The following is a 15483-nucleotide window of genomic DNA, read 5'->3' as shown; positions in this document are numbered from 1 at the left end:
GGAAGAAAAGGTTAAGCTTTGGAAACCAGCAGTAGTTTATCTGCTGGTTTTCCTTATTTTGAGTCGTTTACTGGGATTGTTTAGCGTATCCAAATGAGCAGTGTTGAAGCTTTAGATTGGCGAGAAATTCGTTCACTAGACCAACTTTTTGCTTTAGAAGAGCAATGGCGAGTGCTGGGAAAAGCATGCCAAGCAGAGTTGTTTAACTGCCCTAATTGGCTAGCTCTCTGGAGTAAGCAGTTTTGGGATGAACATTGTGAGCTTTATTGCATGGCTGGATTTGCTAATGAAAAACTAGTGGTTTTAGCCCCTTTTTATACCCGGCGCAGCGCAAAGTTCTTGGGGATAAAACAGCTGTTTTTGCTCGGCCAAGGTGAGCCAGAACAAGCAGAGGTAGCCTCTGAATATCCGGATGTATTGGTGATTAATGATTATCTGGATGAAGCGTCCAAGACCTTGGCCCTGTGGCTAACTAAACTTAAGTTTGATGTGTTTGCTGCCCGCGCTGTAATCGAGCAGAGTATTTTACATAGGCTCGTTATGCGCTTGCCTCATGCTCAGTCAGTTCAAGCTTGCCGTTATTCTTTAAAGCCAGACCAGTGGTCGATAAAGCAGCTTAGTCGCAATGCTCGCTCACAGTGGCGCAGAGCTGAAAAAGCTTTAGTGGCAAAAGGGGCCGAATTTAAGTGGTTAACACAATCTGAAATTGAGCAGTATTGGCCGCATATGGTGGAGTTTCATCAAGCTAGGTGGCAGAGCAAGGGCAAACTAGGAGCCTTTGCTGAGCAAAGCTTTATGCAGTTTCATCAGCAGTTCCGCCAGCAGCATCCAAATTCAGTAGCTATGAGCGGTGTATTTATTGACCAGCAGCCTTTAGCTTTAAATTTCTATTTGTTAGAGGGGCAGCAACTGCATTTTTATCAATCAGGTTGGGATGACAAACACTGCTCTCAATACTCGCCGGGATTTGCGCTTCATGTATGGAGTATTTTGAACAGCAAAGCCGTGCTTTATGACTTTATGATGGGTGCTACTGCACAAAGCTATAAAGCAAAGTTTTCATGTGATGAAACCAACTTGGTTAATCTGTCGCTGATTAATTCCCCTTGGAGGATAAGACTATTCAAGCTCGTCGACAAAATCCTTTAGAAACGAAGGGTTCTCTTAGTAGAGGGCAAAAATTTCCAATTAAAGAAAAGAATGCTCCTTTGGGTTTTTTCTTTCTTTTCCTATACACAGTTGCGGTTTTTATCAGGCCGCATGAGTTCTCTGTTGAAACTTCTCAATATATAGTAATTAAGATATTTGCCATTTTCTCCTTTATCTTTACTTTATTTACATTGAGGCCATTTAAGTTATATCCACAACATTATTTGTTACTTGGGCTAACTCCTTTGATTATGGTTTCGGCATTTGCTAATGGTTGGGGGACTGGTGGGATATATCAAGCACAGCATCTATTTGTTGCTTCGATTCTGCCCATGTTTTTATACAGTGTACTGATTACTTCTAGTGGTCGACAGCGACTGTTGATGGCAGTGTCTATTGTTGCAGCTTTGGGGATGGTTATGAATGGACACATACAGCAAAGCAACTTTAATGGTGTCTATGGTACAGGTATAGGAGGTAGCATAACTGTTGGCAAGGAAGAAATGCGAATTAGTTATTTAGGCTTTTTTAATGATCCAAATGATTTGGGTATGTTCTTGGTGATGAATATTCCATTCGTTGGCCTGCTCTATCAGAAAGGAGGTTTTGTTAAAAAAGTAGTTGCTTTAAGTATTTTCATTGCTTTGTTATATGGTATTTACATGACTGGCTCCCGTGGGACCTTGCTTGGCGCATTAGGGTTGATTTCTGTGTATTTCTTTTTGAAAAAAGCAGGCACGAAATTGGTGATAATTGCTTCTTTTCTTGCTCCAGTAGTTGCTACGTTGCTTGCCTCCTTTGGAGGACTATCTTCACAAGAAGCCTCTGCTAGGGGGCGACTGGATGCTTGGTATGATGGTGTACTTATGCTACTTCATAACCCTGTGTTAGGTGTAGGAATGGGGAACTTTAGAGATGTTCACGGTAAGGTTGCCCATAACTCATATATTCATGTAGCCGGTGAATTGGGAGTTATTGGGTATTCTCTATGGGGTGGGACCTTGATGCTTACTATGTACATTGGCTATGCATTGTTGAAAAAAACTGAATATTTAAAACTTAAGAGTTCCAATGCTGAGGGTAATGAAGACCTACTTAAAGAAGAACTCATAATCAGCAATACTTTGTTCTTTTCAATGGTAGGGTTTCTTATTACAGCTTTTTTTCTTAGTCGGCAGTTCACTTTATTGCTATTTATTTTCATGGGGATGCAAATTGCCTCATTTACTCGAATAACTAAGTTAAATCCGTTAGTGCTCGAGCTGGTCTCTGCTACTAATGTTTGGAGGGCTATTGGTTTTGCTTGGGTCATAATATTAGTTGTTTATATGGCTCTAAAGGTTGGGTTGTAACATATTAATAAGTATTAGGCTGTACAAATGAAATTATATTATTACCAAGATGAAGTAGGTAATTTTGGCGATGACCTTAACCCATGGTTATGGCCTCAGCTAATACCTGGTTTTATTGACGAAGAGTCTTCTGAACTGTTGGTTGGTATCGGGACTTTATTAAATCATCGTTTACCTAGTGACAAAACCTTACACATTGTTGGTTCTGGTGTTGGCTATGGTCAACTACCAGCGGTTACCGATAAGTGGAAGGTACACGCCGTGCGGGGCCCTTATAGTGCTAAAGCTTTAAATCTTGATCCCAGTACCATTGTGACGGACTCAGCCTTATTGCTGCGCAATGTGATGGAACCGGTTCATAAAGAAAACGGTGATATTGGGTTTATGCCTCACTATGCAAGTTGTCGCACTGCAGATTGGGAAAATATAGCTCAAGCCTGCAGTTTTAGGTTCATTTCGCCAGAGTGGCCTGTTGATAAAGTATTTGCGGAGATGGCTCAATGCCGTTTAATACTAACGGAAGCGATGCATGGCGCCATTGTGGCCGACGCCCTGCGCCTTCCTTGGAAGGCGGTCATTTTAGGTGAGCATGTTAATCAGGTTAAGTGGCAGGATTGGTTATCAACGGTTGACATGCAGTATCAGCCGGCACTACTACCACATTATTTTTATAGTAAATATAAAAGCCCTACCCTAATGCTAAAAGATGAGTTAAAAAGGCGGCTACAGAGTGTGGGGCTTGGAGAGCATTGGTATAAACCTAAAGCGCGTAACTCAAATCCAGCAGTTCGCTCTGAGGTATGCGAAAAGTTAAGCGCGATTGCTAAAAATACAGAAGGTTTGCTCAGTTGTGATGTTATTCAAAATGGTCTTATTACTCGTCTCAACCAGAGTGTCGAGGCCTTAATGAATAAGGGATAAGTATATGACGGTTTCGGTAAGTGTAATAATACCTACCTACAATTCTGCATCTCTTGTCACTAAGGCAATAGATTCAGTTCTTGGTCAAAGCTATACAAATTTTCAGATTATTGTAGTAGATGATGGTTCTACAGATAATACCTCCGACTGCTTAGCGGCATACAGTGACTCAATCACGCTTATTCCTCAGGTGAACGGTGGGGCTTCTAAAGCTAGAAATGCAGGTATAGAATGTGCCACTGGCGAGTTTATTGCCTTTCTTGATGCTGATGATGAATGGCACCCCAAGAAGCTAGAAATACAAGTCAACGCATTAAGAAATCACACCGATTGGCTTGCTTGTTACTCGGAGTTTTCGACCCAAGTAGTGGATGTATCTTTAGGTAGCGAGCCAGTGACTTTCACGAGTAAAAACTTACAAGAGTTTTTCTTGTCCCCATATTGTGCAACTTCGTCCTTGATCGTTAGGAGGCCCACTTTACAAAAGGTCGGCTTTTTTGATGCCGAGCTGACTACCGCTGAAGATGTCGATTTGTGTTTGCGTATTGCTGAGTGTGGGGTTATTGGCGAGATTGATAAGTGCCTAGTATTGAGAGGAGATGTGGAAGGAAGTTTAGGTGACTTACCAAATTCCTATCAAGATAATTTAGTCGTAGTAGACCGTTTTATTTCTCGTCAATCCGACCACAAAGTAGAGTGGGAGCGTTTGGCAAGACAGGTAAAAGCCAAAGTTCTTGCAGACTGGGGAAAAGACCTGATTTGGCGATCTAAGCCTAAGGAAGCCATAGGTGTATGTGTTCGCTCATTAGCGCTTAAGTTTAGATTGAGTACTTGTTTTATATTACTTAAAGCCTTGATTAAATCTTTATAATAATAAATTGATTATTAAATCAATGATACTAGTTAAACTAAGTGATTTTTGTTGAATGGAGTTTTAATAAAAGTTGTTTTTTAGAGCATGTCACCTCTGGTGGCGAGTATGGTAATGGAGTACTTCATGGTAAACCCTTTAGTTTCAATAGTTGTTCCTGTATATAATGGTGAGGATTACATAGATAATACAGTCGACTCTTTATTGAAACAGACCTATAAAAACATTGAGATTATACTGGTGAATGATGGTTCAAAAGACTCATCTAAGTTAATCATAGAACAGCTTGCGCAACAGTTTTTAAATGTAAGGTCTTTTAGTAAAGCTAATGGAGGCGTAGCTGATGCGAGGAACCATGGTATTAGCCACGCAAAGGGAGAGCTAGTTGCTTTCTGTGATCAAGATGATTTATGGGAGCAGGATAAGTTAGAGTTACAGGTTCCCCTATTTTCAAAAAATGAGATTGGGGTTGTCTATAGTAGAGCTTTTGTTGATTTGCGACAGTATAATAAGAAGTCTCCATCATTAGCTAACTTTAGTGGTAATGTTGCTCCCTTTCTAATTCAAGAAAACTTTATTGTTTGCTGTACAGGCATTGTAAGAAAGGCCCTATTAGAAGAGGTGGGTTTTTTTGATGCAGATTTTAACCTTATGGGCGTTGATGATTGGCATTTATGGTTAAAGCTTTCTTTGATTTGTGAGTTTGCGTGTGTAGATAGGCCATTAGCCACTCATATTATTGATCAAGATAACTACTCGTTAAATGACCGCAAGATGTATGCCGCAGAAAAAGTTTGCATTGAAAAAATCAGAAAAAACTATTGTCAGGGTTTTTCGTTTGTTGATTTTGGAAATGTAGAAGCTAAAATTCATTGCCGTTATGCTAAAAATTTTGTTTATTCCGGTGAGTTTACCTTAGCAGCTGAAGCGTATTCACTAGCTAATAAATTAGCGCCCTCTCCCCAGTTAAAATTAAAATCTTTGACATTTTCTCTCATGCCTTCATTTATTCTTTATACATTGCAGAAAATTAAACGAAGTATCAATTTTTAATTTTAGTAGGTTTGTAATTATTTGTTTTATTCAAAAGGATTAAAATGTTAAGTAAAGCGGTTATTGTTATTGGAATGCATCGAAGTGGAACTTCTGCTTTATCGGGTGAGTTAGCTCAGTTTGGAGTGTTCATGGGAAAACACCTTTTTAAGGCACAAGCAGGGGTGAATGATAAAGGCTTTTGGGAAAATTCCCGCTTGGTAGAGCTAAATGAAGAGTTGCTCGACCACCAAGTTTCATCCTGGGATAATCCTTTAGGTACTCTTAAAAGTCAATCTCCAGTTGAAGAAGATTATTATAAAATGGCTACGGACCTAATTGATAGTGAGTATGCTTCATCGAAGGTTTGGGGCATGAAGGACCCTAGAGTTTCTGTTTTATTACCATTTTGGTTGCGCGTATTAAAAAACGTTAACTGCGACGTTAATTATTTACTAATGGTGCGTAATCCTGAAGAGGTTGCTGCATCACTTATGAAGCGAGATGGTTTTTCTAAAGAGAAAGGTTTGATGCTATGGCTCAATTATAACTTTTCGGCCTTTCTTAACACATGTGAGTCTAATCGACTAATTATTGACTTCAATGAGTTGCTTAACTCTCCTGAGTCGGTGAGAGAAAAAATATCTGATCGTTTTCATTTAAGTTTGGAATCTGCTTCTAATTCAAGCTTTATTGAAAAAAAATTGAGGAAACAGGTAGCAAGTAATAGTAGTAGAAAAGGGTATCTGGAACAGCTAGCTCAAAAGCTCTATGTGGCTATTTTGAGCGATGATAAATTTTCAGTTGAAGCGCTTGAATGCGAATACAACGAATATTTAGATAAGTTTCCTGTAGTGTTAATAGAGCACCTGGAAAAAGTTCAAGCCTCGGAAACCCACTTTCGCTGCTTATTCGAGGAAGCTTATCAGTCTATTAGCTGGAAGCTATCTTGGCCATTAAGGGTTATTGAAAAAAAACTAAAATAGCAAAAGGTGTAAATTACTTATTTATTGTTTTTTAGCGTTTTAAGTTGTGTGATTAAGTTTTTATCTATAACCCAAAGGCAAGTGGTATACACAAAAGCTCCTAATAAAACTTGCGTGAGCAATAATAAAATACTGGAGCTGAATTCTATTTCTGAGCTATATAACTTTAGGCTTAGAGACATAAGTAACCCCGCAACAAAAGGGCTTGAGATTTCTTTGAAAAAGGTCAATATCTTTATATTAAATGCGCGGCAGTTTCTAAATGATATTAGTGTGTAAGCTATGGGGAATGCCAAAGCCCATGCTATGCCTAAGCCTTTGGAACCATAATTAACACCGATTAGTATCGCTGGAGTTATTACAAGCAATAGTATCCCTGCATTGATAAACATATGCCTTATTTTTAGTAAACTTTTTAGTGCAGGGTTAAAAAGTTCTTCACTAAATCTCAATGGCATAACCAGTAGAATAAGAGTAGCTGGTATGATTGCTCCTATCCACTTCTCTCCTAATATTATGGGTATTAATGAATCGACAATTGAGGCTAATCCCCAAAAAATGGGTAAGGAGATAGCTAAGCATAGTTTCTGCGATTTGAGTACATAACTACTGATTAATATAGGGCTGTCTTGGATAGTAGAAAAAGCGGGATAAGCAACTTGCCTTAACAGTGGCATTATTTTTTTCTGCGGCATCATCGCAATCTGTAAACCAACGGCATACAAGCCAACTTCAATGTGGCTCATTACCCGGCCAGCAATAACTATATCCATGTGAAGAAAAACATAAAAAAGCATAGATAATATACTTAGGCTGCCACCAAATTTTAGCATCGGTTTGATTTCTACAAAACTAAAAATAGGTAAATAGAAAAATGGATTTGATGAAAATGTCAATATTGTTTTGAGAAGAGTAAATAGCACTTGCCCATAGATGATTGACCAGAACCCAAATCCCAGATGAGCAAATATTAACGTTGCTATTGCAGCGATTGAGTTACTTGCAGCCTCAATGATAGAGACCGCCTTAAAGTCCATTTTTTTCGCAAGTAGAGCTGCTGGGATGACCTCAAAAGCAAGAATGACTAAACACCAAGCGTTCACCTTGAGGATTTGTGTAACCCCTTCTGATTGGTAGTAATTTCCAACAGGAGTTGCTAACAAAAATTGGAGGATGAATAATGTAATGTGAACGCAAATTATGGCACCAAACATTTTTCTAAGTATCTGGTTTGTAAGTTCTTTTTTCTGAATAATAGCGGAACTAAATAAAGAGCTTATAATCAGGACAATGAATCCCGATAGTACATCAGCCATAGCAACTAAAGCATAGTCTTCAGGTGTGAGTAACCTTATAACCCAAAATGTAGTGACCCAGCGTAGAATTTGAGTAAGGATTTTTCCCGCAGCAACCCATTTTAGAGAGTGAATTACTTGGTGTTTTAGGGGGCTTTTGGGACTGGTGTTACTCATTTTTTTCTCTAAGTGTATGCTTTCAATGACTTTTAATTATTATTGCTTTTAATAATTTCTTTGTTTTAAACTTTGTTCTTGCGAGTGACTTTCTTAATAAAGAGAATATAGCGAAGATGTATAAATGTACCGGAAAGCTAATTTTCTTGTTTTTTGCAAACTGTACTATTTCTTTATGTAGTGGGTCATCACTAAAAATCATATCAATGATGAATTTGTTCTTATTTTCAAAATAACAAGGCAAATCAAAGGCCTCGGAGTAGTGTTGAAGCTTGCCACTCAATTCTAACGTTAATAGGGTTCTCATACATTTTGAACATTTAGAGCAGTTATGAGCTTCCTCTTTAACTAAAACACAAACATCTAAGTGTTTGTAACTATGAGATAGTTTAGAGACCTTTAAAGTCTTTTCTACTCTTGAATACTCACTACCAACTGACAGCATTGTTAAGCTTTCGGTTGCAATAAGGGGCAGAATCATAGCGTCAGCAAAAGCTATGTCGTAGGTTTCTTCTACTTTTAATGACTCGTAGCTATAAGCCGAAGAGTATAGATAAAACTTTAAGATGGGTTGTAGAAGTAGAGCTACAGATGCATTACGAATGGTATGAGTAAGCTGAAAATCTAACTCTCTTCCATAAAATTCTTCAAGGTTAGAGTCTATTTTCAAAAAGGGTAGGTTTAACTCAGAAGCTGCTGAGTGCAACTTCTTAAAGCGTGAGTTGAATAATTTGTTAGCTTTTTCTTTTCCGTGTGATCCAACATTGTTAAAAAGCAAGTGTGATATGCTTAATTGCTTAGGGCCGCTATTCTTATAATAATCACTAAGGGTGGCGTAAGAATCTATTCCTGCCGAGAAGCCTGTTGCTACTCCTGAAGAGCTAGTTGTGGTATTTAAGGTGTTTGTAGCTGTTATAGATATTCTTTTTAACCGAGGAATAAGGCTGCAAAGGATGCTCTGTAGAGGCACCTGAGCGTTAAAAAGTAACTTTTCCGATAAAGGTCCATGAATAGTTATATCTTGACCTTTTAGCATCGCTGGGATTAGCAAAGCGATTAAGGCTGCATCACAACTTGTACTCAATTGTTCAGCATTCCCGGTTTGTAAGTTGAACCAGAGTACCTTTGAAGCTCCATTTAGCTCTACACGTGATTCGTATTTTGAGCCATTGTCTTGATATAACTTTGGAGCGTAGATCTGCATGTTGATTCTCTCCATAACCTCAACTAGGCAACTTAACGAAATGGATTCTCTCAAGTAACTCTTGGGCTGTCTACCCGATTCTAAGTTTCCTATGCATAGTGATTGCTAAATGCTCTGTAACCAGTTAGCGTTATTTTAAATTTGTATAAGCGTTTCAGCGGCTTTGCCGCGAAGTAGTAACAAGTCTAATGGGAAGTTTGATGAGTTCTAAAAAGCCAAATTTGGTGTTATTAACCAATCTTTACCCCTTGCCTTGGCAGAGCAATCGAGGGAAATTCAATCAGCAACAGTTTGACATGTTGAAAAGTGATTACAGTGTGAGTATTTTGATACCAGTGGCTTTTTTAGATTGGTGGAAGCATCGCAAGTCTATCCAACAAACAGATTCTATTCGCTATTTTCCCTACTTTTATACACCTAAGGTAGGCAGGTCTTTTTATAGTTATACAATGTTTGTCTCACTGTTATTACACAGCGCGATATGGTTAGTTAAAAAGCATCCGCAGATTATTGTCGCTTCGTGGGCTTTTCCTGAAGGCGTCGTAAGCATGTGGTTAAGTCGACTAATGTCTACAAAATTCTTTATAAAGGTTCATGGCTCCGACATCAATTTAATTGACCACTTTCCTGGTAGGGTTCGCCAGTTTTTGGCTGCCGCAAATCGGTCGAGTGGAGTTTTGTCGGTGTCTCAAGCTCTTGCTAATAAACTAGTGAAGCTGGGAGTGAAGCGGGAAAAGATTAAAGTAATTTATAATGGTGTAAACCACGAACTATTTGGTATTTCGGAGTCTCGAGCCGACGATGACTATTTACTCTATGTTGGTAACTTAAAACGAGACAAAGGGGTGATTGAGTTGTTAAAAGGCTTTGCTATGGTTTCGGAGGAATTCCCGGACCTTCAATTAGTTTATCTTGGTGAAGGGGGGATGCTTAGCCAGCTTCAGGAAGAGGCTGAAATACTAGGAGTGTCTTCTAGAGTTCATTTAATGGGGGCGGTCGAGCATCAGCTATTACCTAATTGGATTGCTAAAGCTAAGTTGCTTGCTTTGCCAAGTTATGCTGAGGGGGTGCCAAATGTCGTTCTTGAGTCAATGGCTTCTGGGGTTCCAACCTTAGCAACTAGGGTTGGTGGGGTTCCAGAGGTGTTTAAGGAGTCAGTATGTGGGAAGTTAATCTCACCTAAAAGTGCTGACGAAGTTGCAAACGGGATAAGGTATATTTTAGGAAAAAGTTGGGATGGTTCACTTATAAAAGAGCAGTCTCTAAAGTTTTCTTGGGAAAATAATAAACAGATGTTACTTCAACTATTATCCCGAAAGTGAAACTTCAATATTTAGGTAATCGAAATCTGTAGTTTTTCCCACAGGGGACTGTGTTATTCTTTTAAGTAAGCTATTTATAGTAGCTTACACGGCAAATAGATTAATTTTGCTAACTTCATTTTTGTGCTAAGGAGAGCCGTTTAATGAAAGTGTTGTTCCACCATCGAACGCGTGGCCGAGGGGCCGAAGGTGTGCATATTCGTGGTGTGGTAAAAGGCCTACGTGAACTTGGCCATAAAGTAAGTATTTTGTCCTTGCCTGGCGCCGATCCAGAGGAAGAGCTTGTTACACCGAAACCGCAGCAAGCAGCTAAACCGCCAGCTAAAAAAAGCTTGTTTTCTCGCTTAGCTGAATTAACCAAACATACTCCCGAGTTTGTGTTTGAGTTGTTTGAACTAGCCTTTAATGTATTGGCTTGGTTGCGCTTACGTAAAACGGTTAAAGAGCAGCAAATAGAGTTTGTTTATGAGCGCTATTCATTGTTTATGTTTGCCAGTGTGTGGTGGGCAAAACGTCATAATATTCCAATTGTGTTGGAGATTAATGATTCATGTTTAGTGCATCGAGTTCGTGAGTTATTTTTCCAGCGCTTTGCTCGTTCAATCGAAAAGTGGATATTTAGTAACGCCACTGGTTTAGTGTTTATTTCTAGCCGTTTTCAGCAAGTGGCTCAAGATGCTTACCCAAATATTGCCCCTTCTGTTATCTCGCCGAACGCTGCCGATTTAGACCAGTTTATTATTGATGATGATGCCGCTCTTGCTTTACGTAAACAGTTAGCTGTGGAAGATAAAGTGGTAGTGGGTTACGTGGGTGCCTTTGTGCATTGGCACGGTATTGACTGGTTTGTTGACCTAATTGCAGAGCGTCTAAAAGATTACCCCAATATTGTTTTGTTATTGGTGGGTGACGGTGTTTGTTATCAAAGTATTAAACAGCGCATTGCTGATGCGGGTGCTGAACAGCAAATTATTATGCCTGGCAGGGTCGCTCATGACCAAGTGCCGACTTATTTGTCGGCCATGGACTTTGGCATTTTGCCAGACTCAAATGACTACGGCTCGCCGATGAAGTTGTTTGAATTTATGGCGATGGGCAAAGGCATGGTTGCCCCTGATTTTACACCAATTGCCGAAGTGGTCGCCGATGGTGAGACGAGCTGGTTATTTAAAGCAAACGATCGTGAGTCTTGTGTAGAAAAGGTTCTTAGCCTCTCTTCTCAAGTGGAGCAACAGCAGCAGGTTGGTCAGCAGGCTAGAGCTTATATCGAGCGTGAAAGGCAGTGGCGTCATAATGCCGAGCAACTGTTAACTTTGGTGAAATAATGGAAAATATCAAAGCTGATTTTCGTCGTAAGCAAGAAATCTTCAGATTAGATGGAGCGTCGGTAAGCATGCTGAGGATTGTAATGGCTGACGGCTCTAGTGCTAATATTATCTATCGCTGGATGCGTTGGTGCGCCAAGCATAACTTAGGTTTACTCGCCTACTTCTTCCAATGGCTGAATAAGTTTCTAAATGGATGTGTGATTGGCTCTGGTGCCGAGTTTGGTCCCGGTTTTGTGATTATGCACCCTGTAGGTATTGTAATTAATTCTAAGGTGATGGGCGGCAGTAATATTACTTTAGAAAGTGGCGTTGTAATTGGCGATGAGAAAGGTAAATCACCACGCTTAGGCTCAAACTTATTTGTGGGCGCTGGCGCCAAGATTATTGGTGACCTAGAGGTGGCCGATCTGGTGAAAGTTGGCGCCAATGCGGTGTTAACCAAGTCTGCAGAAGAGGGCGCAACTATGTTGGGCATACCGGCAAAAGCCTATCGTCGTAAGCCCGCTGAGGTGGAGCAGTAAATGGAATTGTTATTTTGGATAGCTGTGGGCTTAATCGCTTACAGTTATGCTGTTTATCCCATCGTGTTGTTAATGGTCAGCGGCATTAAGCAGGCCGTTCGCGATACTCGCTACCTTTGGCGTCGTCGTGAGCGCCGTTCACTAGAAGCTAAAGAGTGGCCATCTGTTTCAATTATTATTGCCGCTTATAATGAAGAGAGCTGTTTGCAGCAGCGCATAGACAATTTGCTGCAGCTTAGTTACCCCAAAGACAAACTTACCATTCACATTGGCTCTGATGGCAGCACGGATAAATCTGCAGAAATTTTGCAGGCCGTGGAGGCGAGCAATTTTAAAGCCCATATCTTTGAGCAAAATCGCGGCAAAATTAACGTACTTAACGACCTGGTTGAGTTGGCCGAAGACCCTATTTTGGTAATGTCAGACGCTAATACCCATTTCGAAGTGGACGCAATTGAAAACCTGGTTAGGCACTTTGATAGCGACGAAATTGGCGCGGTATGTGGCGAGTTGCACTTGGTTGACTCTGAGTCAGAAGATAACAAAGACGGTATTTACTGGCGCTATGAGCAAATGCTCAAGTTTCATGAGTCTCGCTTAGGTGCCTTACTTGGCGCTAATGGTGCCATCTACGCTATTGCCAAGCCTTTGTATCAGGCTCTTCCCGCTAATACCATTGTTGATGACTTCATGATTGTAATGAACGTGTCTAAGGTGGGTAAACGGGTATTGTATGAACCAAACGCAGTAGCCTTTGAAGAAGTTGCGCCATCGTTGCAGGATGAAGAAAAGCGTCGAGTTCGTATAGGCACCGGCAACTACCAAGCTTTTACGCGCTGTTTATGGGCCTTAAACCCATTACAAGGTGCGCGTTTTTTTGCCTACCTAAGCCACAAAGTCTTACGTTGGTTCACCCCGCATTTAATGCTTATTGCCTTACTCTGTAACCTAGTGCTGGTGACCAAACCTTTATACGCTAGTTTGTTAGCTATTCAGCTAGCCGGTTACCTAGTGGCTGCATGGGGTAACAGTCGCAGTAAGCGAGGTAAAAGTGTACCTGGTAGCATTGCGTTTCTAACTTTTTTTGTATCTATGAATATGGCTTTATTAAAAGGCTTCTACTCATTCTTGTTTAAAAATGTGCAAGGCACATGGCAAAGGACATCACGGTGATAATCTTTTTAGCTTTAATTGTATTGCTGCTAGTTGGCGCAGCAGCGGTAACCTTAATTATTCGAAAGAAGCAGATGCACTTATGGTTACCTCATTACCTAAAACAGAAGTTTAGAGCTAAGGCAAAATTTGAAGGGCCAACCCACGTTTTGTTTTGTTTTGTCGACCACTACGAGCCGCAGTGGGGCAAAAACATTAGCCTTGAGCAAGAACGAGCGCGTGTGGACCGCTGGTTTAATGAATACCCGGTAGTGGCAGGTAAACACCAAGATGCAGATGGTTGTCACCCTAAACATTCGTTTTTCTACCCAGAAGAAGAGTATCGCTATGAGCACTTAGCCAAGGTAGCCGATATATGTGCGCGTGGTTTTGGTGAAATCGAAATTCACCTGCACCACGACGACGATACCAGTGATAATTTGCGCAAAACCTTGGAGGGCTTTACCGAGTTATTACATGAGAAGCATGGTGCCTTTGTACGTAGTGAAGAGACCGGCAAGCTACAATACGCATTTATTCACGGAAACTGGACCTTAGATAACTCGCACCCAGATGGCAAATTATGTGGCGTGAATGACGAACTTATTGTGCTTAAAGAGACCGGCTGTTTTGTTGATTATACGTTCCCGTCTGCGCCAAGTGTTACCCAACCCGCAACGGTGAACGCGATTTATTATGCCAAAGACGACCCTCATGCGCCGAAGTCGCATGACACTGGAAAAATGGTCAAAGTAGGCGGTCAAATGTGGGGTGATTTAATGCTAATTAATGGACCGCTAGACCTTAACTGGAAAGCCCGCAAAAAAGGCATTTTCCCGCAAATCGAGAACTCTGATATTCGCACCAGTATGATGCCGACTAAAGATCGTGTCGATTTATGGGTAAACGCGAACATTCATGTTGAAGGTAGACCTGAGTGGCGCTTTATCAAAATACACACTCACGGCACCCAAGAAGCTGATATGCCTACTTTATTAGGCAAGCCTTTTGATGACATGTGCAGCTATTTGGAAAGTAAATATAACGATGGTGAAAACTACGTATTGCACTATGTGTCGGCGCGTGAAATGTACAACATGGCCAAGGCTGCAGAAGCCGGTGAGTCGGGTAACCCAAATCAGTATCGTGATTACATTGTAGGTGCACCGAGGTATAGAAGATATGAACCGAGTGAGTAAGCTTCGGGGGAGGTTAAAGAAGTACTTTAGCTTTAAAGGTTCGGCCTCTCATCATTATCGAAATGGCCTATATGTGTTTAATTATCATCGTATAGGCAACCCTGCTGTTACCGAATTTGATCCTAATGTTTTTAGTTGCAGCGTAGAGAATTTTGAGGAGCATCTAAAGTTTTATAAATCTAACTTTTGTATGCTTGATGAGAAAGGCTTACTCGAATTATTTAGTAGTGAGTCTGGTTTTGATAAGCCTTATGCAATGATTACCTTTGATGATGGCTATGTAGATTGCTTTGAGCATGCATATCCTTTACTGCTAAAGCATAATATGTCGGCAGTATTCTTTATTGTGACGAACTTTGCTGATGGGGTGGAGCTTGCGTGGTGGGATAAAGTTGCCTATTTGTTGAAGAATACCACCGTTAAGCAAATCCAGTTACCTCACTGGAGCAAACCTTGCTCTATAGTGCGTGATGATATCGGCCAATCTATCAAAATAATACTTAAAATGCTAAAGGATGACTCAAGTTTATCAATTGAAGATAAAGTTAGCTTTCTAGAGCAAACTTGTAATGTTGTTTTACCAAAGAAAGTAGATTTGTACCTTTCATGGCACCAAATTGAAGTTATGTTAAAGTCAGGCATGGCTATTGGTTCTCATACATTAAGTCACCCTATTCTTTCGCATTTGTCTGATGAAGAACAAATGAACGAACTCGCTAGCTCAAAAGCTAAATTAGCCACTACGTTAGGTCAAACCCCGGCTCTTTTTTCATATCCAGTAGGTAAAGCAGGGACTTTTAACCAAGTATCCACAGATTTAGCCAATCAATTAGGTTACCGATTGGCATTTGCTTTTAAGGGAGGTGTGAACACTAGGTTGGATATGTCTTTACGATATAACATCGATAGAGTATCTGTAGATGGAGATAAATCGGTGGAGGAGTTAGCCAGATTTATTTTGGGGGCTGTTTGAC

General features: G+C 40.4%; 14 protein-coding genes. 12 read left to right on the top strand and 2 right to left on the bottom strand.

Translation table 11 applies throughout. The features are described from left to right. The first annotated feature begins 93 nt into the window (after positions 1 to 93). The 6 genes from K5609_RS18430 (at position 94) to K5609_RS18405 (ending at position 6311) form a co-directional block, all read left to right on the top strand. On the top strand, positions 94 to 1149 hold the full coding sequence (locus K5609_RS18430) for a GNAT family N-acetyltransferase (protein WP_221074912.1): 1056 nt from the start codon (positions 94 to 96) through the stop codon (positions 1147 to 1149). Next, positions 1107 to 2501, top strand: coding sequence for an O-antigen ligase family protein (locus K5609_RS18425; protein ID WP_246611895.1), 1395 nt, complete (start codon positions 1107 to 1109; stop codon positions 2499 to 2501). The genes K5609_RS18430 and K5609_RS18425 overlap by 43 nt, the downstream gene beginning before the upstream one ends. A 27-nt stretch (positions 2502 to 2528) precedes the next feature. After that, positions 2529 to 3422: a polysaccharide pyruvyl transferase family protein gene (locus K5609_RS18420; RefSeq protein ID WP_221074911.1), complete on the top strand. Its 894-nt coding sequence runs from the start codon at positions 2529 to 2531 to the stop codon at positions 3420 to 3422. Between the two features lie 4 nt (positions 3423 to 3426). Next, positions 3427 to 4293, top strand: a complete 867-nt coding sequence (locus tag K5609_RS18415; protein WP_221074910.1) for a glycosyltransferase family 2 protein — start codon at positions 3427 to 3429, stop codon at positions 4291 to 4293. Between the two features lie 126 nt (positions 4294 to 4419). Continuing rightward, positions 4420 to 5346, top strand: a complete 927-nt coding sequence (locus tag K5609_RS18410; RefSeq protein ID WP_221074909.1) for a glycosyltransferase family 2 protein — start codon at positions 4420 to 4422, stop codon at positions 5344 to 5346. A gap of 44 nt (positions 5347 to 5390) precedes the next feature. Beyond that, entirely contained in the window at positions 5391 to 6311 is a 921-nt protein-coding gene (locus K5609_RS18405) for a sulfotransferase family protein (RefSeq protein ID WP_221074908.1), read from the top strand. 17 nt (positions 6312 to 6328) lie between these two features. Here K5609_RS18405 and K5609_RS18400 read toward each other — a convergent pair whose 3' ends face one another. Next, positions 6329 to 7783 carry a lipopolysaccharide biosynthesis protein gene (locus K5609_RS18400; RefSeq protein ID WP_221074907.1) on the bottom strand — a complete coding sequence of 485 codons (1455 nt, stop codon included), beginning with the start codon at positions 7781 to 7783 and terminating at the stop codon, positions 6329 to 6331. Positions 7784 to 7805: 22 nt separating this feature from the next. Continuing rightward, complete coding sequence (locus tag K5609_RS18395; protein WP_221074906.1) at positions 7806 to 8987, bottom strand: hypothetical protein; 1182 nt, start codon at positions 8985 to 8987, stop codon at positions 7806 to 7808. A gap of 200 nt (positions 8988 to 9187) precedes the next feature. Between K5609_RS18395 and K5609_RS18390 the strand changes: the two genes are divergently transcribed. The 6 genes from K5609_RS18390 (at position 9188) to K5609_RS18365 (ending at position 15482) form a co-directional block, all read left to right on the top strand. Then, the gene (locus K5609_RS18390; protein WP_221074905.1) at positions 9188 to 10309 is read left to right on the top strand and encodes a glycosyltransferase; all 1122 of its coding nucleotides are present in this window, start codon (positions 9188 to 9190) and stop codon (positions 10307 to 10309) included. Positions 10310 to 10452: 143 nt separating this feature from the next. Beyond that, positions 10453 to 11634 carry a glycosyltransferase family 4 protein gene (locus tag K5609_RS18385; RefSeq protein ID WP_221074904.1) on the top strand — a complete coding sequence of 394 codons (1182 nt, stop codon included), beginning with the start codon at positions 10453 to 10455 and terminating at the stop codon, positions 11632 to 11634. Beyond that, on the top strand, positions 11634 to 12158 hold the full coding sequence (locus K5609_RS18380; protein WP_221074903.1) for a serine O-acetyltransferase: 525 nt from the start codon (positions 11634 to 11636) through the stop codon (positions 12156 to 12158). The genes K5609_RS18385 and K5609_RS18380 overlap by 1 nt, the downstream gene beginning before the upstream one ends. Beyond that, positions 12159 to 13331 (top strand): glycosyltransferase family 2 protein, encoded by a 1173-nt coding sequence (locus K5609_RS18375; RefSeq protein ID WP_221074902.1) that lies wholly within the window; start codon positions 12159 to 12161, stop codon positions 13329 to 13331. Next, positions 13328 to 14509, top strand: a complete 1182-nt coding sequence (locus tag K5609_RS18370; protein ID WP_246611894.1) for a hypothetical protein — start codon at positions 13328 to 13330, stop codon at positions 14507 to 14509. The genes K5609_RS18375 and K5609_RS18370 overlap by 4 nt, the downstream gene beginning before the upstream one ends. Continuing rightward, the gene (locus K5609_RS18365; protein ID WP_221074901.1) at positions 14493 to 15482 is read left to right on the top strand and encodes a polysaccharide deacetylase family protein; all 990 of its coding nucleotides are present in this window, start codon (positions 14493 to 14495) and stop codon (positions 15480 to 15482) included. The genes K5609_RS18370 and K5609_RS18365 overlap by 17 nt, the downstream gene beginning before the upstream one ends. Position 15483 lies beyond the last annotated feature (1 nt).

This window comes from Agarivorans aestuarii (assembly GCF_019670125.1).
Classification (GTDB): domain Bacteria; phylum Pseudomonadota; class Gammaproteobacteria; order Enterobacterales; family Celerinatantimonadaceae; genus Agarivorans; species Agarivorans aestuarii.
This window is presented reverse-complemented; position numbering and strand designations above follow the sequence as displayed.